Origin of the sequence: Sediminibacillus sp. JSM 1682029 (assembly GCF_041366435.1) — a bacterium.
In the GTDB taxonomy this organism is placed as follows: Bacteria; Bacillota; Bacilli; order Bacillales; family Amphibacillaceae; genus Sediminibacillus; species Sediminibacillus terrae.
In genome coordinates this window covers 85,001-106,026 of record NZ_JBEWYY010000013.1, presented here as the reverse complement: position 1 = coordinate 106,026, position 21,026 = coordinate 85,001, and the positions used below count along the sequence as shown (strand labels likewise).

At 44.8% G+C, this 21,026-nt stretch carries 23 protein-coding genes; 15 read left to right on the top strand and 8 right to left on the bottom strand.

Annotated features, from left to right (window positions below; all coding sequences use genetic code 11):
• Nucleotides 1–250: 250 nt before the first annotated feature.
• Both katA and ABVF09_RS17745 read right to left on the bottom strand, forming a co-directional pair.
• Nucleotides 251–1,708, bottom strand: coding sequence for a catalase KatA (gene katA / locus ABVF09_RS17750; RefSeq protein ID WP_026571485.1), 1,458 nt, complete (start codon nucleotides 1,706–1,708; stop codon nucleotides 251–253).
• 663 nt (nucleotides 1,709–2,371) lie between these two features.
• Nucleotides 2,372–2,710, bottom strand: a complete 339-nt coding sequence (locus tag ABVF09_RS17745; RefSeq protein WP_153464936.1) for a hypothetical protein — start codon at nucleotides 2,708–2,710, stop codon at nucleotides 2,372–2,374.
• 167 nt (nucleotides 2,711–2,877) lie between these two features.
• Between ABVF09_RS17745 and ABVF09_RS17740 the strand changes: the two genes are divergently transcribed.
• From ABVF09_RS17740 to ABVF09_RS17730, 3 genes are all read left to right on the top strand, one after another.
• Entirely contained in the window at nucleotides 2,878–3,843 is a 966-nt protein-coding gene (locus ABVF09_RS17740) for a sodium:calcium antiporter (RefSeq protein WP_037328941.1), read from the top strand.
• A 31-nt stretch (nucleotides 3,844–3,874) separates the two neighbouring features.
• Complete coding sequence (locus ABVF09_RS17735; RefSeq protein ID WP_026571482.1) at nucleotides 3,875–4,330, top strand: GNAT family N-acetyltransferase; 456 nt, start codon at nucleotides 3,875–3,877, stop codon at nucleotides 4,328–4,330.
• Nucleotides 4,331–4,420: 90 nt separating this feature from the next.
• Nucleotides 4,421–4,783: a DUF1360 domain-containing protein gene (locus tag ABVF09_RS17730; RefSeq protein WP_026770940.1), complete on the top strand. Its 363-nt coding sequence runs from the start codon at nucleotides 4,421–4,423 to the stop codon at nucleotides 4,781–4,783.
• A 367-nt stretch (nucleotides 4,784–5,150) separates the two neighbouring features.
• Here ABVF09_RS17730 and ABVF09_RS17725 read toward each other — a convergent pair whose 3' ends face one another.
• Together ABVF09_RS17725 and ABVF09_RS17720 are read right to left on the bottom strand one after the other, a co-directional pair.
• Complete coding sequence (locus tag ABVF09_RS17725) at nucleotides 5,151–5,288, bottom strand: hypothetical protein (protein ID WP_155911891.1); 138 nt, start codon at nucleotides 5,286–5,288, stop codon at nucleotides 5,151–5,153.
• 34 nt (nucleotides 5,289–5,322) lie between these two features.
• The gene (locus ABVF09_RS17720) at nucleotides 5,323–5,736 is read right to left on the bottom strand and encodes a M67 family metallopeptidase (RefSeq protein ID WP_152525497.1); all 414 of its coding nucleotides are present in this window, start codon (nucleotides 5,734–5,736) and stop codon (nucleotides 5,323–5,325) included.
• 228 nt (nucleotides 5,737–5,964) lie between these two features.
• Between ABVF09_RS17720 and ABVF09_RS17715 the strand changes: the two genes are divergently transcribed.
• The 7 genes from ABVF09_RS17715 (at nucleotide 5,965) to ABVF09_RS17685 (ending at nucleotide 10,809) form a co-directional block, all read left to right on the top strand.
• On the top strand, nucleotides 5,965–6,516 hold the full coding sequence (locus tag ABVF09_RS17715) for a hypothetical protein (protein ID WP_051381975.1): 552 nt from the start codon (nucleotides 5,965–5,967) through the stop codon (nucleotides 6,514–6,516).
• 19 nt (nucleotides 6,517–6,535) lie between these two features.
• A complete protein-coding gene (locus tag ABVF09_RS17710) occupies nucleotides 6,536–6,811 on the top strand; it encodes a hypothetical protein (protein WP_026571480.1) in 276 nt (91 codons plus the stop codon).
• 107 nt (nucleotides 6,812–6,918) lie between these two features.
• Nucleotides 6,919–7,611: a lysozyme family protein gene (locus ABVF09_RS17705; protein WP_371069762.1), complete on the top strand. Its 693-nt coding sequence runs from the start codon at nucleotides 6,919–6,921 to the stop codon at nucleotides 7,609–7,611.
• A 180-nt stretch (nucleotides 7,612–7,791) separates the two neighbouring features.
• The gene (locus ABVF09_RS17700) at nucleotides 7,792–8,205 is read left to right on the top strand and encodes a MarR family winged helix-turn-helix transcriptional regulator (protein ID WP_371069761.1); all 414 of its coding nucleotides are present in this window, start codon (nucleotides 7,792–7,794) and stop codon (nucleotides 8,203–8,205) included.
• A gap of 6 nt (nucleotides 8,206–8,211) precedes the next feature.
• Nucleotides 8,212–9,417, top strand: coding sequence for an MFS transporter (locus ABVF09_RS17695; RefSeq protein WP_371069760.1), 1,206 nt, complete (start codon nucleotides 8,212–8,214; stop codon nucleotides 9,415–9,417).
• 71 nt (nucleotides 9,418–9,488) lie between these two features.
• The gene (locus ABVF09_RS17690) at nucleotides 9,489–10,424 is read left to right on the top strand and encodes a nucleoside hydrolase (protein ID WP_026571477.1); all 936 of its coding nucleotides are present in this window, start codon (nucleotides 9,489–9,491) and stop codon (nucleotides 10,422–10,424) included.
• A gap of 223 nt (nucleotides 10,425–10,647) precedes the next feature.
• Nucleotides 10,648–10,809 (top strand): DUF3784 domain-containing protein, encoded by a 162-nt coding sequence (locus tag ABVF09_RS17685; RefSeq protein WP_371069759.1) that lies wholly within the window; start codon nucleotides 10,648–10,650, stop codon nucleotides 10,807–10,809.
• Between the two features lie 258 nt (nucleotides 10,810–11,067).
• Here the strand turns inward: ABVF09_RS17685 and ABVF09_RS17680 are convergent, their stop codons facing one another.
• Nucleotides 11,068–11,868 (bottom strand): SDR family NAD(P)-dependent oxidoreductase, encoded by an 801-nt coding sequence (locus ABVF09_RS17680; protein WP_153464949.1) that lies wholly within the window; start codon nucleotides 11,866–11,868, stop codon nucleotides 11,068–11,070.
• Nucleotides 11,869–12,277: 409 nt separating this feature from the next.
• Here ABVF09_RS17680 and ABVF09_RS17675 point away from each other — a divergent pair, with 409 nt between their 5' ends.
• A complete protein-coding gene (locus ABVF09_RS17675; protein ID WP_153464951.1) occupies nucleotides 12,278–13,411 on the top strand; it encodes a zinc-dependent alcohol dehydrogenase in 1,134 nt (377 codons plus the stop codon).
• A 155-nt stretch (nucleotides 13,412–13,566) separates the two neighbouring features.
• Here the strand turns inward: ABVF09_RS17675 and ABVF09_RS17670 are convergent, their stop codons facing one another.
• Nucleotides 13,567–13,989, bottom strand: coding sequence for a pyridoxamine 5'-phosphate oxidase family protein (locus tag ABVF09_RS17670; RefSeq protein ID WP_153464953.1), 423 nt, complete (start codon nucleotides 13,987–13,989; stop codon nucleotides 13,567–13,569).
• A 166-nt stretch (nucleotides 13,990–14,155) separates the two neighbouring features.
• On the opposite strand from ABVF09_RS17670, the gene ytzI reads away from it, so the two are divergent.
• Entirely contained in the window at nucleotides 14,156–14,347 is a 192-nt protein-coding gene (gene ytzI, locus ABVF09_RS17665) for a YtzI protein (RefSeq protein WP_035427266.1), read from the top strand.
• A 154-nt stretch (nucleotides 14,348–14,501) separates the two neighbouring features.
• The gene (locus tag ABVF09_RS17660; RefSeq protein WP_371069758.1) at nucleotides 14,502–15,233 is read left to right on the top strand and encodes a YqjF family protein; all 732 of its coding nucleotides are present in this window, start codon (nucleotides 14,502–14,504) and stop codon (nucleotides 15,231–15,233) included.
• Between the two features lie 607 nt (nucleotides 15,234–15,840).
• Here the strand turns inward: ABVF09_RS17660 and ABVF09_RS17655 are convergent.
• Both ABVF09_RS17655 and ABVF09_RS17650 read right to left on the bottom strand, forming a co-directional pair.
• Nucleotides 15,841–17,007: an iron-containing alcohol dehydrogenase gene (locus ABVF09_RS17655; protein ID WP_371069757.1), complete on the bottom strand. Its 1,167-nt coding sequence runs from the start codon at nucleotides 17,005–17,007 to the stop codon at nucleotides 15,841–15,843.
• Nucleotides 17,008–17,098: 91 nt separating this feature from the next.
• Entirely contained in the window at nucleotides 17,099–17,998 is a 900-nt protein-coding gene (locus tag ABVF09_RS17650; protein ID WP_371069756.1) for an SDR family oxidoreductase, read from the bottom strand.
• A 181-nt stretch (nucleotides 17,999–18,179) separates the two neighbouring features.
• On the opposite strand from ABVF09_RS17650, the gene ABVF09_RS17645 reads away from it, so the two are divergent.
• Both ABVF09_RS17645 and ABVF09_RS17640 read left to right on the top strand, forming a co-directional pair.
• Complete coding sequence (locus ABVF09_RS17645) at nucleotides 18,180–19,046, top strand: TetR/AcrR family transcriptional regulator (RefSeq protein ID WP_371069755.1); 867 nt, start codon at nucleotides 18,180–18,182, stop codon at nucleotides 19,044–19,046.
• Nucleotides 19,047–19,070: 24 nt separating this feature from the next.
• Nucleotides 19,071–20,519 carry an MDR family MFS transporter gene (locus tag ABVF09_RS17640; RefSeq protein WP_371069754.1) on the top strand — a complete coding sequence of 483 codons (1,449 nt, stop codon included), beginning with the start codon at nucleotides 19,071–19,073 and terminating at the stop codon, nucleotides 20,517–20,519.
• Nucleotides 20,520–21,026: the final 507 nt, after the last annotated feature.

The following is a 21,026-nucleotide window of genomic DNA, read 5'->3' as shown; positions in this document are numbered from 1 at the left end:
CACTCATATCCCTCTCTTTTTCCTTTGGTGTCAGCAACTTTAGGGTAACAAAGAGAGAGGGAATGAGTTGCACACTGCAGGAACACCCATCACAACAGGGGACACCACCACATTCAGTATAGAGCCAATCACCGTCATGTTAGAGCCTCCACATCTAAGGCACAGCGTCCCCTTTTTTATCTTTTCATAAAAAAAGCCGCCCAAAAATGGGCGGCAAGCAATGTGGAATGGATTAGATATTGATTGTTGCTTATGCTTTTACAGGTACTGACAAACCAAGACCTTCAGCTACGCGAGTCCCGTACTCAGGATCAGCTTTGAAGAAATGCTCGATTTGGCGTAGCTTGATTTCGTCTTTTTCAACAGGCTTCATGCCCTCGACGATGTTGTTCACAAGACGAGTACGCTCCTCTTCGCTCAATAAGCGGTATAAGTCACCGGCTTGTGTGTAGTGATCGTTATGATCGTAAGCTACGCTGTCTGCCACTCCGGAAACTTCATAAGCCGCCGGTTTGGTTTCAGGTGCTTCTTGCGGTCCACCATAGCTGTTTGGCTCGTAGTTAAGGGAACCGCCGCCGTTTCCGTCAAAGCGCATTTGACCGTCGCGCTGATAGTTGTTTACTTCAGCGTGAGAGCGATTGATCGGCAATGCCTGGTGGTTGGCGCCGACACGATAACGATGAGCATCCGCATAGGCGAACAGACGGCCTTGCAGCATTTTGTCCGGGGACGGCTCAATGCCGGGTACCAATGTTCCTGGAGAGAACGTTGCCTGTTCTACTTCTGCAAAGTAGTTTTCCGGATTCTTATTCAACACCATTTTTCCAACTTCGATTAATGGATAGTCTTTATGAGACCATACTTTTGTGACATCGAACGGATCGAAACGATAGGTATTGGCATCTTCAATCGGCATGATTTGAACGTAGACAGTCCATTCAGGGAAGTCGCCGTTATCGATGGCATTATATAAATCCTCGATATGATAATCCGGATTTTCCCCGGCAAGTTTAGCAGCCAAGTCCGTATCCAGGTTTTTAATGCCTTGGTTAGTTTTAAAGTGATATTTTACCCAGACAGATTCACCTTCGGCATTCGTCCATTTGAACGTATGGCTTCCGAAACCATCCATATGGCGGTAGGTAGCAGGAATTCCACGGTCAGAATGCAAAATTGTTACCTGGTGCAGTGACTCAGGAGACAGGGACCAGAAATCCCAAACTGCATTCGGATCTTTCAAGTGTGTTGCCGGATTGCGTTTTTGTGTATGGATGAAGTCCGGGAACTTGATTGCATCGCGGATGAAAAAGACAGGCGTATTGTTGCCCACTAAATCATAATTGCCTTCTTCTGTGTAAAACTTGACAGCAAAGCCCCGTGGATCACGAACTGTATCAGCAGAGCCCAGTTCACCTGCAACCGTGGAAAAGCGGATGAACATCGGGGTTTGTTTGCCTACTTCTTGTAAGAAAGCAGCTTTTGTATATTTAGATAAATCGTTTGTGACTTCAAAGTAGCCATGAGCTCCGGCACCTTTCGCATGGACGACACGCTCTGGCACTCTTTCTCGGTTGAAGTGGGCCAGTTTTTCAAGCAGGTGTACATCTTGAATCAATGTCGGTCCGCGGTGACCGGCAGTCATGGAGTTCTGGTTGTCCCCAACCGGAGCTCCAGCAGCATTTGTTAAGTATCTTTTATCATTTGCCATCTATATAACACCTCTCCTTAACTTAGTACAAATATAATTATAATATAAATCTACTAAAAATCAATGTTTAATTATAATAATTTTAAATAATTAATCATTCTAATCGGTAGATTATACGTTTCATAAGCGGCCACTATGCATAATCCCGGAAAAATTATCGATTGAGGGAACGTGTTGATAAGAGAAGGAAAAGTTGCAGGAAGGGACAAGTCAAAAAAGAAGACTGTCTAACCGACAGTCTTAAAAGAAGATCAAGGTACTCAAGGGGGATGAAACAATTATTATATTGGGGGGTAACAAAAGCCATCACGTTCAAAAGAGTACCTTTTACTTCTGTAAAAGTAAGCATAGGAAAGTGTACTACCTCTTCATTATAAATGATAATGAGAATCATTTGCAATAAAGAAAGGCGAATTATTTTTCCTTGTTGCCAAAATAGTCTTTTTGTACTAAAAGAGCAGGGTGTTCGTTGAACGACTCCCTGCTCTTTATGTTTCCTTCCCTGTGTCAGGGCGTTTATTAGATGATTTTATTTAAAAAATGTACGGATGGAATGGAAGATTTCAATTCCCTGATAGGTGAAAAGGCAAATAGCGGAAAATGAAAAAGCTCCGATCAATAAAAAGCGCACCAATGCAAACATCACTGATCAACCTCCTATATTTAAAGGATTCTGAGGTCGAAGCGATGGTTGCGGAAATAGGAGGACTGATAAAAGACGGTCACATAATGTGGATACCACTGCTTAATGGCTGTCCGTTTCCTGATGAAATGATAAACCGTTCCGAATGCGGCTGTAAGAAAAGCCAGAAGCGCCAGATTGATAATTTTCGAATCTTTGGAGGTTGTTTCGTTATCAGGAGACACGTGTGCATCGAACAAGAAGACAGTACTTTCATCAATAAAACCTTTGGATGGGTGGATGTTGGGTTGAGGAGAAAGAGAGATGGACAAGGTAGATAAAAAGATTACGAGAATGGTTGCGATGTGTATTCTTTTCATCGTTTGCTCACCTCCTTTTAGTTAGTATGTAAAAACAAATGATAATACATGAAATAACAATTGTAAATAAAAAGCCTTCGCCAGAAATACCACTTGTTTGCAGGTAAAGCTCGAAGGGTATCTAAGAAAATCAGTTTTTGTTGTAAAGGGGAATTGTTTTGCTATCGATGATTATTTTCTTTGTTACAGCTGTCCTATCCGTCTTCTCAGCTATTAAACTATCGACCTATGCCGACATGATCAGCAGGCAAACCAGGATTGGGGGCATGCTTGCGGGCACCCTGCTGCTGGCAGTGGCGACGTCGCTTCCGGAACTTACTGCTACCGTTTCTGCGGCTGTAATCGGAAATGCTGATATTGCGATAGGCAATGGATTGGGGAGTGTTATTTTCAACTTCCTGGTATTGTTTTTGCTCGATCTTTATTTTCGTAAGCATCGGTTGTTTTTACGCGTATCGGATAATCACTTTCATACCGGGCTGCTTTCCTTGGTTTTGGGGGGTGTTGCAGGTCTGGCGATATATTTCCAGTCTGATCAGTCTTACATTGGTATCGGGCAGACCAGCTGGGTTATAGCGGCTGTTTATTTTATCGGAATTAGTCTTATTTCGATGAAACAACGGAATGATAAAAAGAAAGAAGTGGAGGTTCCGGAAAAGGAAGGGACCATGTCCTTGAGAAAAGTAATTGCCTTATTTGTTTTCTATGCAGGTATCATTTTTTTCTCGGGCAGTGGTTTAAGCATCTCCGGCGATTGGATGGCTAGTACGACAGGGATTTCCGCCACGGTTGTCGGCAGTTTGCTGATTGCTATGGCAACGTCACTGCCTGATGCTGTCGGTGTTTATGTGGCTTTGCGGAAAGCAAACATCAATTTGGCGATTGGAGCGATATTGGGTAGTAACTTGTTCAATATCTTTGTGGTCACGATATCTGATGGTTTTTACCGGCACGGAAGCATTTGGGCAGCTGGCGACTCCATGAATATGTGGACGGCGATTGTCGGCTGTCTGCTCACTTTTGCCATATTGCTGTTGCTGAAAAGGGACCGGACAAAAAATGGTTTCACTTATTCGCTGCCTTCGCTTCTCGCGGTTTTCAGTTATATCCTTTTTACCGTTTTTATTCTATAGTAAGAGTAATACGTTAAAAGGAAGTGAAGGGATGATTGTCCTTTTGGACCATACCGAGTCGGAAACAGCAGCCCAATTGCTAGAGGTGCAGATACCGGCTTATCGGATAGAAGCTGAACGAATAAAATTCGATGGGATCCCTCCTTTGCAAGATACAATAGAATCCATCCAGGACAGTAGGGAAACATTTCTTGGGTATTACGAAAATGAGCTGCTGCTTGGTGCTCTGGCGTTCGAACAATCAAATGACCGCTTTGTTTTGTCCAGGTTGTTCGTTGGACCTGCGCATTTTCGCAAGGGAGTTGCTTCATCCCTCCTGCAATTTTTCCTGAACAAGATAGTCCGTGAGTCGAAACCTGTGACAGTCACTACTGGCACGGCAAACCTTCCCGCCATCGCCTTTTATGAAAAGTGGGGGTTTGCCAAAATCAAAGAAATAACCGTGCAACAGGGAATAACCCTGACCATGCTGCAGACCATCGATTAAAGGGATAACAGCCTGTTTTTTGTTGATGTAGTATTTCATCTGTTGATCGTTGAATAGGATAGTAGAGAACAATGATCAGAGGTGAAGCGGATGATTTCATGGTTCATGCTGGGTCTGCTGGGACTGGCGGCATTCCGATTAACAAGGTTGCTTGTCTATGATGACATCGCTCGTTTTATCCGGGCCCCTTTCCATGAGGAAAAGGAAGAAACGTCAGCTGACGGTACTACTGAATTCGTTCTTTATATCAAAGGAAGAGGAGTCCGCCGGTTCATTGGAGAGCTATTGAGTTGTCAATGGTGTACGGGCGTTTGGTCATCAGCCTGTTTGTATGGTGGTTATGTATTCTGGCCGGTTGTGTTCATGCCGCTCATCATCATTCTGGCTGTAGCTGCAATCTCTTCGCTGCTGGAAGTGCTGGTCAGCTTTTTTCTTAGCCAGACGGAACAGTAAACGCCGATAAATGAAGGAAACCCTAGCTTTATGACCAGCTAGGGTTTCTGGCGTTATGTTGTTTTATCCTTTGTTTGCTACTTTTCGAATGCTTTTACCGCACCCGCATCCTTTTCCGCTTGCAGCACGCATTCTTCTGGATCGTGACTTCCTTCTATTTGTTTTCTTCCGTTCGATTTGTTCGGTCATGACTGACCACTCCTTCCTTTTTCATTCTCCAGAGAAATGATAAGTCTTTAATCTATTTACGGTTCTCTGTGGCTTTCTTTTTTTGGAAAAAAGATGGCCTTAACTACTTTATATGCTGCTTTCCTGTTTCGGGAAGGGCGCAATGAAAATTTTCGGAGTATAAAACTGAAAGTCGTTATTAACGTTGGACTTTCTTGACTCCGTAATTTTTACAGCCGCATCCGCCTGTTTTTTTGGCGACATAATTTCCGGCAGCAACTTGTTGAGCTGGTACTGCTTTGACCCCTTTTTTGCCACTTAGGTATTCGATTTTCATGGTATCCACTCCTTGTTGGGCATTTTAAATTCTTTCAAACAACTACGATCGGCCGGTGAAAGTAATGGCTGTCGACAATGGTATATCCTTGCCACACCGCTGGTTCCGCCTGTAAAGAAACAATCAGCATACAGACTTGCGATTCAGGATGATGGAGAATGTCTTCTTTGGATGGGACCGGCTGTGCTGTTGGATGAGAATGGTAGATTGCTAAAACTTCTTCCTGTTTTGACCGGACAGCTTTCATCGTTTTGTCGACTGCGTCTTTACTGACGAAGTAGCGGTAGCGATGCTTGATTTCACTTTCCAGTTCCCAGATGGAAGAAACATGGTTCGATGTTCCGCTTAGCAGTCCGCATGTTTCAAAGGGAAGACATTCACGGGTATGCTGGATCATTCTTTTTTCCAGATAGGCCGGCAAATAGATGGCTTCCACCGGTCTAGACATATTTTTGTTTATCCATTCCAAGTGCTTGCATGTTCATCCTCCATGCTCCTTTATTGCTGAAATAAACCTTATATTTTTTGTATATGAGTGGTAGCGAGATTTGGAGCGGGCTTCAGTTTGCCTTTTACAGAATTCGTTTGAATTTCCGCGCTCGTTAATATTCCGCTTCCATCCTGCATAGGATGGAAATGGTAAGCAATTATTACAATGTGTCGGGAGGAAGTACTATTGGCTGGGTATGAAGAATTAAAGGAAAAATTGACCGCTTGGAATCAACAGACGGCTGCGTATTTGAATCAAATAAGCCAGTTGATAGAGGAAAAACAAAACCGGACATTGCCATTTCCACGGCTTACAAGTTATTTCACTTCATCCCTGCATGCAGCCCACCATAAAAAGAGAGAAAACATATTGTTCGGCGATTTCCACATAAAAAACACAGGCAGTCAGCCGGTCCATGATCTTAGTGTTTGTTTGAGGATACGGACTTCGGTTCCTTATGATTTCTCGGGTAAATACCATCTTCCCAATTCGAATGCCTCGTCGCGCCAGCTGAGTGAGTGGGAACGGGTGGAACAGGAAAGCGAAGAAGATTATTGGTTTAAACGGATTGGGAAGGGTGAGTTGCAACCGGGAGAAAGCGTGTCATTCTCCAATTTCCAGCTAAAATGGAAAGCTGACGACCATTATACAATGGTCGTAGAAGGCTTCGTCTACTGTAATCTTGAAACTGAAGGTATAACAGCTTTGAACCAACTTAACATTAGCGGGGAAATTTGATGCAAAGGAGGGGGCTGGCTTGGCAAAACATGAACTCTGGCCGATCTTGTCCGGAGCAATCAGCCGGTATGTTGCCGATAATGAAACAGAAATATCGGATAAGGAAATCATTGATTTGTCTATTCTTCAGCTATTGATTGAAATGAAGAGCGACAGAGAGGGAGGGGAGTATGAACAAAAAGCTCCCGTATCGGAAAGTTTGCCAGCGGATGTGGAAAAGGAATTAGAATCGGCCATCGAAACCAACAAACGTCAATTCACTCAATTGATTGAAACCTTGCGACAGATGGAATGACGAATTTACGGAACGGCATGTATTGACAGCGAAACTCTTTCCTGTTTTTGATATAATAGATTGAGATAAAAATCTCTTAAAAGGATAGGTAAATAGGATGATAGAAGATGCCGAAAAGGAAACTGTTTCGTAAATCCTCGTTATCATACCGTTTTGCAAGAAGCGGATTGAAAACGCTGGCTGTGATTGCAGGTATGTTCTTTTGTTTTGCCGTGTTGTTTTTGCTTTATGAGAACCAGCATGAAACCAGTAATCCAGAAATGTCGGGAAAACAGCTGTCAAAGGAAGTCATAGAGTACAAACCGCTTGTGCAAGAATATTTAAAACAGCATGAGTTGGAAGAATATACTGGAGTAGTATTGGCATTGATGATGCAAGAGTCGGGAGGAAGAGGAAACGACCCGATGCAGGCTTCGGAAAGCTATTGTGGTGAAAGAGGCTGTATTGAGAACCCGGAGGTCTCGATAAAACAAGGGACGAAGTATTTCGCCGGTGTCTTGGAAGAGGCAGACGGCGATGTGAAACTTGCTCTGCAATCCTATAATTTTGGCAGAGGTTTTATCGGGTATGTAAAAGACCATGGTGGGAAATATTCGGAAGACCTGGCGGTTGACTATTCGAAAAAGATGTACAAAAAATTGAAATCTACCATTGATTTCCGTTGTATTCGACAGGAATCCAAAGAGTTGAATGCCTGTTACGGGGATATTAAGTACGTTGATGCCGTGCTCGCTTATTACGAGGATGCAAAAACCAAAACGGACACAGACGACGTGAGACTGGCGGCTTCGACTGAGTAACCGGGGCTGGACAAATGTATAGAAGTAAATGCAAGAAACTGGACGATGATTTCGAAATCCACTTTTCGAACCCGTCCGGTTTTTTTATGTTATATTTCCCCTCTTTACATTTTGGGAGAAAAAGCGTATGGTAGTACTTATGAAAATATTTACCTAGGTAAATAAAAGGGGTGTTAGCAGTTGGAGAAAGAAAAGAAGCCGATTCATTTATTAAAACAGAAGGTACGTTATTTAAATAAACACATGGATGAAAGATTGAGAGAATATGGACTCTATCATTCGCAATGGTCGATCCTTTTCTGTCTTTATCATAATGGTCCCATGACGCTCACGGCGATTTGGCAGTATTTGCATGTAGAGGCGCCGACTGTGACGAGAACGATTAAACGGCTGGAAAGCAAGGAGTGGGTGAACCGGAGGCAAGGACAGGATAAACGGGAAAAAATCATCGGGATTGCCGAAAATGCTTTCGACAAGGTGGTTGAAGTCGCAGAGATGATGGAAGCTTTTGAAGATGAAATGCTGAACGGACTGTCAAAAGAACAACAATACGAACTGCTTCAGCTGCTGCAGTTAGTAGGGAATAAGGAGTGAGGATGTATGACCGATAAGCAACAACCGATATGGACCAGGAGTTTTGTCAGTATTTCATTAACCCACTTTATGGTGTTTGTCGCCTTTTATACATTGCTGACGACATTGCCGATGTATGTGATCGAGGAACTTGGCGGCAATGAAGCGGAAGGAGGGTTGTTGGTCACGATTATGTTGATTTCGGCCATCATCGTGCGTCCCTTTTCCGGCAAATTACTGGAAGCGGCAGGAAAAAAGCGGATACTTCTTGTCAGTGTCCTTCTTTTTGCAGTAACTACCTGTTTGTATATGTGGGTAGACGAGTTTTCCGGTTTGCTGGTGCTTCGCTTTTTTCATGGCCTTTCGTTTGGCGTGGTCACCACAGCCACTGGCGCGATAGCCGCTGATGTGATTCCTCCCGCCAGGAGAGGAGAAGGGCTTGGCTATTTTGCCATGTCGATGAACATTGCTGTCGTAGTTGGTCCCTTTATCGGCTTGACGATGTTGCAGTATACTTCGTTTCTGAGTCTGTTCATGGCGCTCAGTCTGATCATGGCCGCCGGTACAGTCATCGCTTGTCTTGTGCATGTGCCCGAGGAATTGGATAAGGCAAAACCAGCGGGTAAACAGAGATGGAGCATTCATGATTTGTTCGAGGTGAAGGCATTGCCGATTGCTATTATCAGCTGTCTGGTGGCTTTTGCTTACTCAAGCATCATTTCGTTCATTTCCGTATATGCAAGCTCTCTTGGTCTTTCTGCAGTTTCCAGTTATTTTTTCGTGGTTTTTGCTATGATCATGATTTTGACCCGGCCTTATTTGGGAAGGGCGTTTGACGTGAAAGGGGCAAGCTTTGTCATTTTGCCTTGCTTATTGATTTTTGCAATAGGACTTGCTGCATTAAGCATCACCCATTCAGCGTGGATGCTATTAGTTTCAGCTGCGCTGATCGGTCTCGGATACGGGTCGCTGCTGCCGAGTTTTCAAACCATGGCGGTCCAGACAGCAGCCAATCAACGCAGCGGCCATGCAACAGCTACTTTTTTCACCTTATATGATTCGGGGATTGCTCTTGGCTCCTATGTTTTGGGCATGCTTGTCGTTTATATGGATTTTCCGAACATTTATTTGCTTTGTGCCGTGATTCCCGTGGCAGTTATGGGTCTGTTTTTCTTTTATCAAGCGAAATCAAAGCAGCGAGATCAAGGGGTGTCATTGCGGCAGGCAGAATAACTGGGCCCTGGCAAGTGGTATGATAGGATAGAGATGAATGTAACCTGTTGGGAGATAGGAAGGGGTAAAGAATGTCCACAAAAGTTTATTTCAATCACGATGCAGGGGTCGACGATCTCGTTTCCCTATACTTATTGTTGAAAATGGAAGATGTCGAGTTGCTTGGTGTCTCCGTGATACCGGCTGATGGCTATTTGGAAGCAGGAGTGCGTGCCAGCAGAAAGATTATCGACCGGTTTGGCAAAGGCGGGTTTACTCAGGTGGCAAAGTCTAACTCTCGCGGAGTGCATCCTTTTCCAAAGGAATGGAGAATGCATACCTTCCATGTAGATGCACTCCCGATTTTGAATGAGGGAAGCATGATGAAGGCGCCAGTCAGTTACTTGCCTGCCCATCAGCATATGATTGAAAAAATCCGGTCCAATCCGGAAAAAACGACGTTGCTGTTCACAGGACCGCTGACTGATTTGGCAAGAGCTCTGGAGGAAGCACCGGATATTGAAGCAAAAATTGAAAAGCTGGTATGGATGGGAGGAACTTTCCAGTCCAAAGGCAATGTGGAAGACCCGGAACATGATGGTACAGCCGAATGGAATGCGTTTTGGGACCCAGAGGCAGCGGCCAGAGTGTGGAATAGCGGCTTGTTCATCGAGATGGTGGCGCTGGAAAGTACCAAGCAAGTCCCGCTGACTCCTCAAGTAAGGAATGATTGGGCAGCCCTTCGCGGATATGAAGGAATCGACTTTCTTGGGCAGGCATATGCGGCTGTTCCGCCACTTGTGTATGAAGAAACAAATTCCACTTATTACTTATGGGATGTGTTGACCACGGCTTCCTTGGGAAATCCGGATTTAGTCAAGGCGAAAACCGTTTATAGCAAGGTTCATACAGAATTTCCGAAGCAAGGTAGAACGTCGGAGGACGAACAAGGACGACCGGTTCAATTGGTTTATGATGTGGCTGCAGAAGAGTTTTTTGCTTATATTGCAGAGTTGGCTAAAAAGTGAGCAGAGCAGATAGGATATTTGTTAGCGGAGAAAGACCAGGTCATTGCCGACCTGGTCTTTCTCCAATTTTTGATGTTAATGGATAAATGATCGAGTTGTTCCAAAGGTAAGGGGATGAATGTAGATTTGAAATAATTGCCGGAATTTCATAAAAAAGAAACCTTTTGAACGCTGTTTCGTAACGCTAGTAATGGTTATAAATTCAGAATTAGGAGGAGAAATGATGGATTACGGTTTACTGATTATTGGGGTAGCGCTTTTAGTGGTTTCGTATCTCGTAGGGGTGAAAAAACAAACGAGCCTTTTAGCTGGTTTCAATGAAAAAGCGATAAAAAACAAAGAGTTATTAGGAAAAGTGGCGGGCGGTTTTTTTTCCTCCCTCTAGGCTTGTTGGTAGTTGTAAGCAGCATGATCGATTACCCTTATGAAAATGCCGTTCTTGTAAGTGTCATGTTGATTTTATTGGGAAGTGTGTACTTGTTTATCAACCGAAAATTACTTGACTAGCTTTTACGGAACTGCGAGTTGCTAATGTCGATAGGGAGAAAAAAAATACGCATGGATTTCAAATCCAAACGTATTTTTGTCATGATTTTCTTTTGCCATGTGCGGATATAACTGGATTGGCTTTTTGCTGGAATGATTAGCGCCTGACACTGCCTGCGGAAATTTTAACGGATTCACCGACGATGTTTTGGGCTGCATCCGTCAACAAAAAGCATATAGTGTTGGCAACTTCTTCAGGTTTTGTGATGCGGCCGGAGGGAAGTCCTTCTTCGGCAATTTTTAACTGCTCTTCAAACGAGCGGTTTTGTTTTTCCCCTTTGCGCTTGATTGCGTTTCTTCCCATACTCGTATCTACATATCCCGGGCAGACTGCGTTTACCCGCACACCATGCTCGATTGCCTCCAGGGAAAAAGAATGAGTGAACCCAATCAATGCAAACTTCGAAGCAGAGTATGCCGTGTTTCCATGAGTCCCTCTTAGACCAGACAACGAAGAAACGTTGACAATTGCACCTTTTCCCCGGGGTTTCATTTGTTTATATACCTGCTGGGAAAGCAGGACGGGCACCGTATAGTTCAGGTGCATGATTTTTTCCATTTCTTCCTGGTCCAGCTCCTCGACGAGCCCGCCCCCGCCGATGCCTGCACAATTGACGAGCAGTGTTATATTTCCGATTTCTTGCCGAGATGAGGCTACAAGTTTGTGGAGCTCTTGTTCATCGCTAATGTCCGCCTGGTGTGCAAGCACGTGAATGTCCGGTTGTTTCGTGCTGATTGTTTGTTTCAATTGCTTCAACTTCTCTTCATTTCTTCCCGTTATCGTCAAATTGGCTCCCATTTCCGCAGCAGCTAGTGCGGTTTCATAACCAATCCCGCCAGTAGCACCAGTAATCAAGGCGTGCTCCCCTTGCAACGCATTAGAAGCGAATACACCCATATACCAACCACCCTTTCCTGAAATACTTTACCCTAACCATTTCCCCATCATAACCCCACTTAACCACGCTTAGGGGGGTCAGTCCCTTTTTCAATAAAATCATTCATTATCCCTTTTGAGAGGTTGGATAGGGACAGACCCCAAAAGCGGACTTATACATCGCGAAAACCTTGTTGTGACAGGTTTTATAAGAAGAGGGGACAGTCCCCGATAAGGTCGGATTATGTCGAAACTATGCCGGGAGGGTCAGTCCCTACCGGGGAATTTACCAGGGTGTTTAGCCTGAATTATCAAAGGGAGGGACTGACCCTCTTCCTGGACCCTCTTCCTGATTCTCTCTTTCCTCATCAGGTTTAGAACGGAGGTTGTGTGGCAATTAGTAGTGTAAATAGAAAGGGAGTGTTAATCGATGCAAGCTGTAACCTTTCAGGGAAAGGATAATATCCAAGTTAAACAGGTAGAGGACCCGAGGATTCATGAAAATACAGATATCATTGTAAGGATAACAGCCACGGGTATTTGTGGATCTGACTTGCACTTAATGAAGGGAAGTATCCCGTTAGGAGAAGATTATGTCATCGGTCATGAGCCGATGGGAATTGTGGAGGAAGTCGGTTCCCAAGTGAACAATTTAAAAAAGGGCGATCGTGTCGTCATTCCATTTAATATTGGCTGTGGTGAATGCTTTTATTGTAAAAACCAGATGGAGAGTCAGTGTGATAATTCCAATCCACATGGAGATGCCGGCGCGCTATTTGGTTACTCTGAACAGTTCGGAAATTATCCAGGCGGCCAAGCTGAATACTTACGTGTGCCTTATGCGGACTTTACTTCTTTCAAAGTTCCAGAAAACAGTGAACTGGATGACGAAAGCGTACTGTTTTTGTCTGACGTCATTCCAACTTCTTATTGGAGCGTCGAACACAGTGGAGTGAAATCCGGCGATACGGTAGTCGTTTTGGGATGTGGACCAATCGGACTGATGACTCAGAAGTTTGCCTGGCTGAAAGGTGCTGATCGGGTGATTGGTGTAGATCAGGTACCACATCGTCTGGAACATGCCAAAAGAGTCAACAACGTCGAAACATACGACTTCAGCAATAACAGTGAGCTTGGTTCTTTGCTTAATGAAAAAACCAAGGGCGGCGCTGACGTCGTTATCGATTGTGTCGGTATGGACGGGACAGTTCCTAAAGGAGAGTCGTTTGGCTCTGATCAGGACAATCAAGTTGGAACTATTCGTCCGATCGTCACAGCTTCGCAGGCTGTCCGTAAATTTGGTACAGTCCAGCTTACCGGGGTTTACGGCAGCAATGCAAATGATTTTCCGCTCGGGGATTTTTTCTCTCGCAATGTCTCGTTGAAAATGGGACAAGCTCCAGTGATTCATTTAATGCCTGAATTGTACAATATGGTGGAAAATGGCTATGTCAATCCAACCGATATTATCACTCATCGAATGGACTTGAAGGATGCGGCCGATGCCTATAAAATCTTTGATGAGAAGACCGACGGGAATATTAAAGTGGTATTGAAGCCATAAAAATAACCGAACCATGCCTATCCCATTATGTTGAAGACGAATAAAACAAGACCATCCTGCTCAAGTAAAAGGAAGGTTATGGTGGAAAAACAAATGCCCCCTTGTCCAACTTTGGATAAGGGGTCGTTGGATTCACCAAAAAACAATTTAGACGGCTACAATTCCAATAGTTGCGGACTGCCTTCCTTGGTATTCATCAATCGGATTTCAATGGGCTTGATTTCCAGCACAACATACTCAGGATCATCCGGCCCTTCAAACCATGCTTCCAATTTATCGTTCCATAATTTTTTCTTGATGTCATTCGACTCTTTGATCGCTGCTGTGCCTTCAATCTCCAAGTAGGCATCTTCCAGCCCCTCTCCTTTATATCCAAGCAGGATGTGGACCCGGTTGTTTTTATCAATGTCATCTACTTTATGAGTCTCCTTGTCGGTGGCAGTATACAACGTGAAATCATCATTGAAAAAGGTCATATAGCGTGAAAATGGTTTGTCCTCTTTGACTGTAGCCATCGTTCCGATCAAATTACTATCCAGGATACTGGTTGCTTTATCTTTAATTTGATGTTGTTCCATTCTTTTGTCACTCCTTTGGTTTATCCATGTATTTGTTATGATACCTATTATTCCGGCAGCCTAAACAAATTATTGCCTTTAATTCCGAAGAACTATTATAGGCGGAGAAGGGAAACGGTGGTATACTATGATGCGAAAACATTAAATGTTAGGAGTAAAACGGACTATGATGATAATGGTATCCATTATTTGCGTGATCGTGGTGGCCCTGATCATCGGATTATCTTTGCTGACCACTTCAAAAGGGTATGCTTATAAACATCAAGTAGATCCGCATCCGGATGACTTGGCAGAACATCAAAGGAATGAGATGGAACAACAAAAGGAAGCGAATGAACAGGATAACCGGACTGGATGATCGGAACAAAAGCCATGGACCGTCTAAGCAGCTGATTTGTATATCAAAACAGCACGCTGGCGGTCTTTTTTCAGAAAAAATATCAGACCGGTTTAAAAAGTGTTTCGGCATAATCGGGAAAGGTTAAAGACTATGGAAGAATGGAGGGAAAATGATGACTGAACGAGCAAAATGGCCGTGGGTCGCAGAGCAGCGCTGGGAAGACTTGCTATTCATGCATTGGCCGGTTCCTTATGAGGCATTGCGGCCGCACGTTCCAGAGCCGTTTGAACTGGAAACATTCAACGGAGATGCATGGATCAGTATCGTGCCTTTCCTTGGTAACAAAAATCGTTTTCGCGGAATGCCTGGTGTTCTTCCCTTAGTATCTTCCTTTTTAGAGCTGAATGTGCGAACGTATATCCGCTATAAAGGAGAACCGGGTGTGTACTTCTTTTCCTTTGATGCAGATAGCAACGCTGCTGTGGCAGGGGCGAGAACCGTGTTTTCATTGCCTTATATGAAAGCTAAGATGTCCATGAGGAGGAACAGGAAAGAGAAGGAAGTAGTTTTTCATAGTCAGCGTGTTCAAAAAGATGAACCCTCTGCACGTTTTTTTGCACGTTACCGACCGACTTCCCAAACCTCCCGCGCACGAGTGGGGTCCTTGACCCATTGGCTGGCCGAACGCTACTGTCTGTTTAATATAAAGGGGGACAAGGTGTTGAAGGGACCGATCAATCACTCACCGTGGGAGTTACAGGAAGCGGAAGCGGAGGTGGAGATGGATGACTTGGTTCCATTTCTTTCAAAGCAGTATTTATCCGAGTCCCCGCTTGTCCACTATGCTAAAAGCAAGAAGGTACACTACTATCCATTCGAGACTGTAGGAGAAATCCAAAAATAGAGGCTGGGACAAATGTATCGTGAACAAAACAAGAACTGAATCATTCCATCATTCGTTCGGTTTTTTGTTAGAAAAAGTAAACCGTTCTAACTTTCCCTTTTAAAAAGAGCAACGCTCCACCTCGACAAGGTACTTCGCTTTCCGCGGGCACGGCTTCAGCTGACTTGGTATAGAAAAATCCTTTTGGAAGTATTCGCAAATGAGCGGTGTTCACTCCTAACTGATTTCTGTATTTTCTCATACCGTTACAGGAAGAAAGCTAAACCATACCGTTTGGAAAGAGGAGTCCTTCTTTTTTATTTTTATGGTGTTGGTTCGCGAGTTCAAATTTCTAAATAAAAACCTTCCGTGCTGACTTCCGTATTCGACATTGTTTAGAACCCTAACAGTCACCTAGAAGAATACGGTTCTATTTATTTTGTCTTGCTCATATAAAAATCAGACCTGGAAACTTGCCGTAGCATACGGAGCACTCTTTAAATAACAGGATAATAAGAAGTCTATCTAAGGAACACAAATAGTAAAAACCGAGCGAATTTGATTGATCGTTCAAATTCGCTCGGTTTTTGCTTTTGTGGCCATGTTTTTGTCCCGGCCTCGTATCTTCTTACAGACTGGCTTTCAGAATTTCCAAGGAATCCTGTTTGTTGAGTTTTTTGAAGTTGCCGTATTCGCTATTGGCAGTCACGGTTTTTTCTGCCATTAATTCGATGCTGTCTTCCTTGATATCATAGTCGGACAAACGGGAAGGTGCATCAATGCTATTCCAGAATGCGCGCAGTTTTTCGATTCCTTCCAGACCTACTTCCCGTTCGGACTTTCCTTCCGGATCGACGCCGAATACTCGTACGGCTAACTGCTTGAAGCGGCTAGGATCCTCATCGATCGTGTGCTTCATCCAGTTAGGGAAGATGATAGCAAGGCCGCCTCCGTGAGGGATATCATGAACAGCCGATACAGCGTGCTCTAGGTTATGTGTAGCCCAGTCACCCCGGTACCCCATGTTGACAACCCCGTTAAGCGCCATGGTTCCGTTATATAATATCGTTGCCCGGTGCTCATAGCTTTCCAGATTGTCAAGCAATTTTGGAGCTGTTTCCATCACGGTCAACAGCAGCGATTCCACCATGCGATCCTGGAGCAGGGTATTGCTTTCTTTGTGGAAATAATGCTCCAACGCATGGGACATCATGTCCACGATGCCGTAAATGGTCTGATCGCGAGGGACCGAAAACGTATTGACAGGATCCAATATCGAGAATTTAGGGAACGTATAAGGGCTTCCCCATCCGTATTTTTCATTGGTTTCCCAATTGGTGATAACCGAACCGGCGTTCATTTCCGATCCTGTAGCTGCCAATGTCAGAACCGTTCCGAATGGAAGGGCATCTGTAGCCGCCGCTTGCTTGGTTACGATCTCCCAGACATCGCCGTCATATTTCGCGCCAGCGGCGATCGCTTTGGTACAGTCAATTGTACTTCCACCGCCGACAGCCAAAAGGAAGTCGATTCCTTCTTTTTTACAAATTTCAATCCCTTTACGGGCAGTAGATACACGTGGGTTAGGCTCGACACCGGATAGTTCGAAGACTTCCGCATTGATTTCGGCCAGAGTGTTTTTTACATCATCGTACAGTCCGTTCCGTTTAATGCTCCCGCCGCCATAGACCATCAATACTTTTTTACCGTATTGCGGCACTTCTTCTTTTAATTTTTCCAACTGTCCTTTACCGAATATAAGTTTAGTTGGATTGTAATATGTAAAGTTATCCATATTATCAGCCTCCTTTCTCTAATAATGACGAATTCAAAAATCATTGTAAAGAAATATACAATCAAGGAGGCTGTCGTTCCATCATGCAGGATTAGGAGCTTACCATGGTCCCGCCATTGACGTGGATGACCTGGCCTGACACATAGGAAGAATCTTCTGAAGCAAGGTAAACATATGCTGGCGCAAGCTCATAAGGTTGACCGGCGCGTTTGAAAGGGACGTCCTGTCCGAAGGTGGTAACAAATTCAGCGGAAAAGCTGGATGGAATCAAAGGTGTCCAAATTGGACCGGGAGCCACCGCGTTCACCCGGATCGGTATGCCGGCCAGATTTTGGGACAAGGCACGGGTAAACCCGACAATCGCCCCTTTGGTGGCAGAGTAGTCGATCAATTTCTCATTTCCTTCGTATGCCACGACAGAAGCAGTATTAATAATGGCGCTCGACTTTTTTAAATAAGGAAGAGCTGCCTTGGTCAGATAGAAAAAGGAATAAATATTGGTCTTGAACGTATCGTCGAATTGTTCGGAGGATATTTCAAGCAGACTGTCTTGAGGAAATTGCACCGCATGATTATTCACGAGTACATCCAATTTTCCGAAAGTTTCCATGGTTTCTGCAATCACGGCTTGACAGTTTTCCTCTTCCCGCAGGTCGGCGGTCATAAGCAGACAGCGCTGTCCAAGGCTTTCGATACGCTGTCCGGTCCGAAAGGCATCTTCGTTTTCATAGGAAGAGTAGTAGGCGATGGCGATGTCGGCGCCTTCTTTGGCAAAAGCGATAGCTGTCGCAGCTCCGATGCCGCTGTCTCCACCGGTGATGATAGCGACCTTCCCGGTCAGCTTTCCGGAACCGCGATAGCAGGGGTCTTCCACTACGGGTCGGGGAATCATCAACCCTTCGATTCCCGGCTGCTGTGGTTGATGTTGTGGCGGGAATGCCGGTTTTGGTTTTTCATTGTCCTCTTTAATATGGATAGATGTTTTTCTCATCTTACCCCTCCTGGTCAAAAGTCTATTCTTTCGTACTTTATTCACCAAATACAGGTGAGGTTCCTGATGGGCATAAAGCCGGCTCAATTAATTGACACTGTGCCTTTTTTCTTACTATAATGCTCCATAGACTAAAACCAGAGAGTATTTTTATGACTTGCTGGTCACGGAGGCGAGAAGGTTGTCGGAAAGACGGATGGAAATTATCCAATCAGCAATAAAAAGTTTTTCGCGTAAAGGGTATTTTTCTACGTCGATGCAGGAAATCGCGGAAGACTGTGGTGTATCGAAAGGCTTACTATACAAACTTTTCGACTCCAAAGAAGATTTGCTGATACAGGTTTTTGAGTCTAACCATAAGCGAATGTTCGAGAAGGCAAGAACAATCCACCTTGATGAGACACTGGCCCCGCGGGATGTATTCAAGCAGTCCATTCTCATTGAGCTAGAGGGAATGTTTGAGAATAAAGACTTTTTCAATATATTGTATAAGTCGCTCCCAAAGGAGAACAACAAAGAAATACTTGCTTTGAGCAAACGGACTAGAGCAGCAATGCTCAGCTGGCATAAAAAACTGTTAGTGGATGCTTATCAGGAGAAAACTGAACCGGTTATTTGGGATCTGACCGTGACGCTGCAGGGAATCATCAAGGAATTTATCCAACTGACGGTCCAGGAACAAAAGCCGGTGAACCTGCACCAGGTCGCCGAGTATATTGTCGATACGCTCGATGCAGCCGTCGAAAAGCACATCGATAAGCAAGCGGTGCTTACAAAGGAAGTAATGCAGGAATACGAAACATACCAGTTTGATTTAGAGCCTTTTGAGCGGCATGAGCAGCTTGAAAAATTGTTCAGCCAATTAAAGGAAGAAATCGCTCCACTGCCCAAGCAGGAGCGAGACGGACTATATGATGCAATCAATCTAATGGAGCAGGAAATAAAAGAAGAAAAGCCGCGGGAGTTTTTACTGCAGGCTTTACTCTCTTACATAAAACAACACGCGGCTGCAACAGGGACACTGGAAAAAATGGAAAGACTGCTCTAATTCCCGAATAAAGGAGATGACAGCATGGCAGAAGCACAACCGGAGCAAGTGCAGAATCGGTTTCCGATAGTGGCGGTCCTTCTTGCAGGAGCGTTTGTGGCGATATTGAATCAAACACTGATGGCCACAGCAATCCCGCATATTATGGGAGATTTTCATATTTCGGAAAACACCGCTCAGTGGCTGACAACGATTTTCATGCTTGTGAATGGAATCATGATTCCGATCACTGCGTTTTTAATTGAAACCTTTACAACGAGAAAGCTTTTTATCACCGCGATGACCTGCTTTGCTGTTGGCACCTTGATATGCGGCATTGCCCCATCCTACTTCATTCTGATGGTAGGACGTGTCGTTCAAGCCGCCGGGGCGGGAATCATGCTTCCTTTAATGATGACTGTATTCTTGACAATTTTTCCGATTGAGAAGCGCGGTGCTGCGATGGGCAATGTCGGACTTGTCATTTCTTTTGCACCTGCGATTGGTCCGACTTTATCAGGATATATTGTAGAAAGCTATCCATGGCGGGTCATGTTTTTCATCATCCTGCCGATTGCCATCATCGATATAGTCATTGCTTACTTTGCCTTGAAAAACGTCAATGAACTCACCCATCCAAAAGTGGACATCATTTCGATCATTTTATCTTCTTTGGGCTTTGGCGGATTGTTGTATGGATTCAGCAGCGCTGGCAACAGCGGCTGGGACAGCATTCAAGTCGTTGCTTCTCTTATCGTCGGTGCAGTAGCTTTGTCGATTTTCATCATCAGACAATTCAAACTGGCGCAGCCGATTTTGGAATTCCGGGTGTTTAAGTATAAAACGTTTACCATCACGACAATCATCGGAATGATTGTGTTTATGAGCCTGATCGGCTCTGAGACTATTTTGCCGATCTATATGCAAAACATGCTCGATTTCAGCGCTCTGGAATCAGGAGTAATGATCATGCCAGGAGCCTTGTTGATGGGCGCAATGTCACCAATCACTGGCAGAATTTTCGATCGGATCGGCGCCCGCTGGCTGGCAATATCCGGGTTGACCATCATGACGATTACGACCTTTTTGTTTACCAATTTGTCGACAGAAACTTCGTTGCTTTACTTAACAGTAGTATTCGGCATCCGCATGCTTGGCATGTCTATGGTCATGATGCCAGTAACCACAGCAGGACTCAACCAGCTGCCATTGAAACTTATTCCTCACGGGACAGCTATGAACAATACCATGCGGCAAGTGGCGGCTTCAATTGGAACAGCCATCCTCGTTACCGTGATGACAAGTGCCGCATTGGATAGCGACCCCGATGCCACAGCCGGCGACCTGATCCATGGCGTAAACGTTTCATTCTGGGTAGCAACCGCCTTATCCATTATTGGCTTGGCTTTAAGCTTTTTCATCAAAGGCACCACCCCAGCCCAAGAAAGAGCCGAGCAAGAAAGAAAAGCGGAAGCGACCGGTGAGCGGCGATAGAAGTGCGCCCCCGCAACGGGGGTGGTTCGGCTTTGCCACGCAAAGCGGCGCTTTTCGCTAAACTTCCGATGTCCGTACGAGATAAAGGGAATATCCCCCTGCAAAAGGGGTATGCCGACGTTGGGCGCAAAGCCCGAAGTTAGTCGGCCCTCCGATTAAAACGCGAATTGATATTGACTTTCACCCAAGGGTATAAGGGCGACTAAGCCTCTGGTTTCACCAGTTGGCAAGTCTTCTTTATCGTACGGAGGCGAGGGAAGTTCATGAGCCGCTGGAAGCTGTAGCTGGACAAAGAAAAGCGGAAGCGACCGGTGAGCGGCGGTAGAAGTGCGCCCCCGCAACGGGGGTGGTTCGGCTTTGCCGCGCAAAGTGGCGCTTTTCGCCGAACTTCCGATGTCCGTAGGAGATACTATAAAATGAGTTTGTTGTTCTTAAAGCTGGCGGAAACAGTTTATTGTTTCCGCCAGCTTTTTAAATGTTGCGGGAAAGCCCCTAGTATTGGGTATT

Excerpts from the sequence above, each read along its gene's own strand:
- ABVF09_RS17680 (WP_153464949.1), bottom strand. The coding sequence starts at position 11,868 with ATGGGTGTATTCGCTTCTAATGCGTTGCAAGGGGAGCACGCCTTGATT.
- ABVF09_RS17725 (WP_155911891.1), bottom strand. The coding sequence starts at position 5,288 with ATGAAAATCGAATACCTAAGTGGCAAAAAAGGGGTCAAAGCAGTACCA.
- ABVF09_RS17740 (WP_037328941.1), top strand. The coding sequence starts at position 2,878 with ATGATTATTTTCTTTGTTACAGCTGTCCTATCCGTCTTCTCAGCTATT.
- ABVF09_RS17655 (WP_371069757.1), bottom strand. The coding sequence starts at position 17,007 with ATGGATAACTTTACATATTACAATCCAACTAAACTTATATTCGGTAAA.
- ABVF09_RS17650 (WP_371069756.1), bottom strand. The coding sequence starts at position 17,998 with ATGAGAAAAACATCTATCCATATTAAAGAGGACAATGAAAAACCAAAA.
- ytzI (WP_035427266.1), top strand. The coding sequence starts at position 14,156 with ATGATGATAATGGTATCCATTATTTGCGTGATCGTGGTGGCCCTGATC.
- ABVF09_RS17735 (WP_026571482.1), top strand. The coding sequence starts at position 3,875 with ATGATTGTCCTTTTGGACCATACCGAGTCGGAAACAGCAGCCCAATTG.
- ABVF09_RS17690 (WP_026571477.1), top strand. The coding sequence starts at position 9,489 with ATGTCCACAAAAGTTTATTTCAATCACGATGCAGGGGTCGACGATCTC.
- ABVF09_RS17730 (WP_026770940.1), top strand. The coding sequence starts at position 4,421 with ATGATTTCATGGTTCATGCTGGGTCTGCTGGGACTGGCGGCATTCCGA.
- ABVF09_RS17705 (WP_371069762.1), top strand. The coding sequence starts at position 6,919 with ATGCCGAAAAGGAAACTGTTTCGTAAATCCTCGTTATCATACCGTTTT.
- ABVF09_RS17660 (WP_371069758.1), top strand. The coding sequence starts at position 14,502 with ATGACTGAACGAGCAAAATGGCCGTGGGTCGCAGAGCAGCGCTGGGAA.
- ABVF09_RS17670 (WP_153464953.1), bottom strand. The coding sequence starts at position 13,989 with ATGGAACAACATCAAATTAAAGATAAAGCAACCAGTATCCTGGATAGT.
- ABVF09_RS17675 (WP_153464951.1), top strand. The coding sequence starts at position 12,278 with ATGCAAGCTGTAACCTTTCAGGGAAAGGATAATATCCAAGTTAAACAG.
- ABVF09_RS17685 (WP_371069759.1), top strand. The coding sequence starts at position 10,648 with ATGGATTACGGTTTACTGATTATTGGGGTAGCGCTTTTAGTGGTTTCG.
- katA (WP_026571485.1), bottom strand. The coding sequence starts at position 1,708 with ATGGCAAATGATAAAAGATACTTAACAAATGCTGCTGGAGCTCCGGTT.
- ABVF09_RS17745 (WP_153464936.1), bottom strand. The coding sequence starts at position 2,710 with ATGAAAAGAATACACATCGCAACCATTCTCGTAATCTTTTTATCTACC.
- ABVF09_RS17695 (WP_371069760.1), top strand. The coding sequence starts at position 8,212 with ATGACCGATAAGCAACAACCGATATGGACCAGGAGTTTTGTCAGTATT.
- ABVF09_RS17720 (WP_152525497.1), bottom strand. The coding sequence starts at position 5,736 with ATGTCTAGACCGGTGGAAGCCATCTATTTGCCGGCCTATCTGGAAAAA.
- ABVF09_RS17640 (WP_371069754.1), top strand. The coding sequence starts at position 19,071 with ATGGCAGAAGCACAACCGGAGCAAGTGCAGAATCGGTTTCCGATAGTG.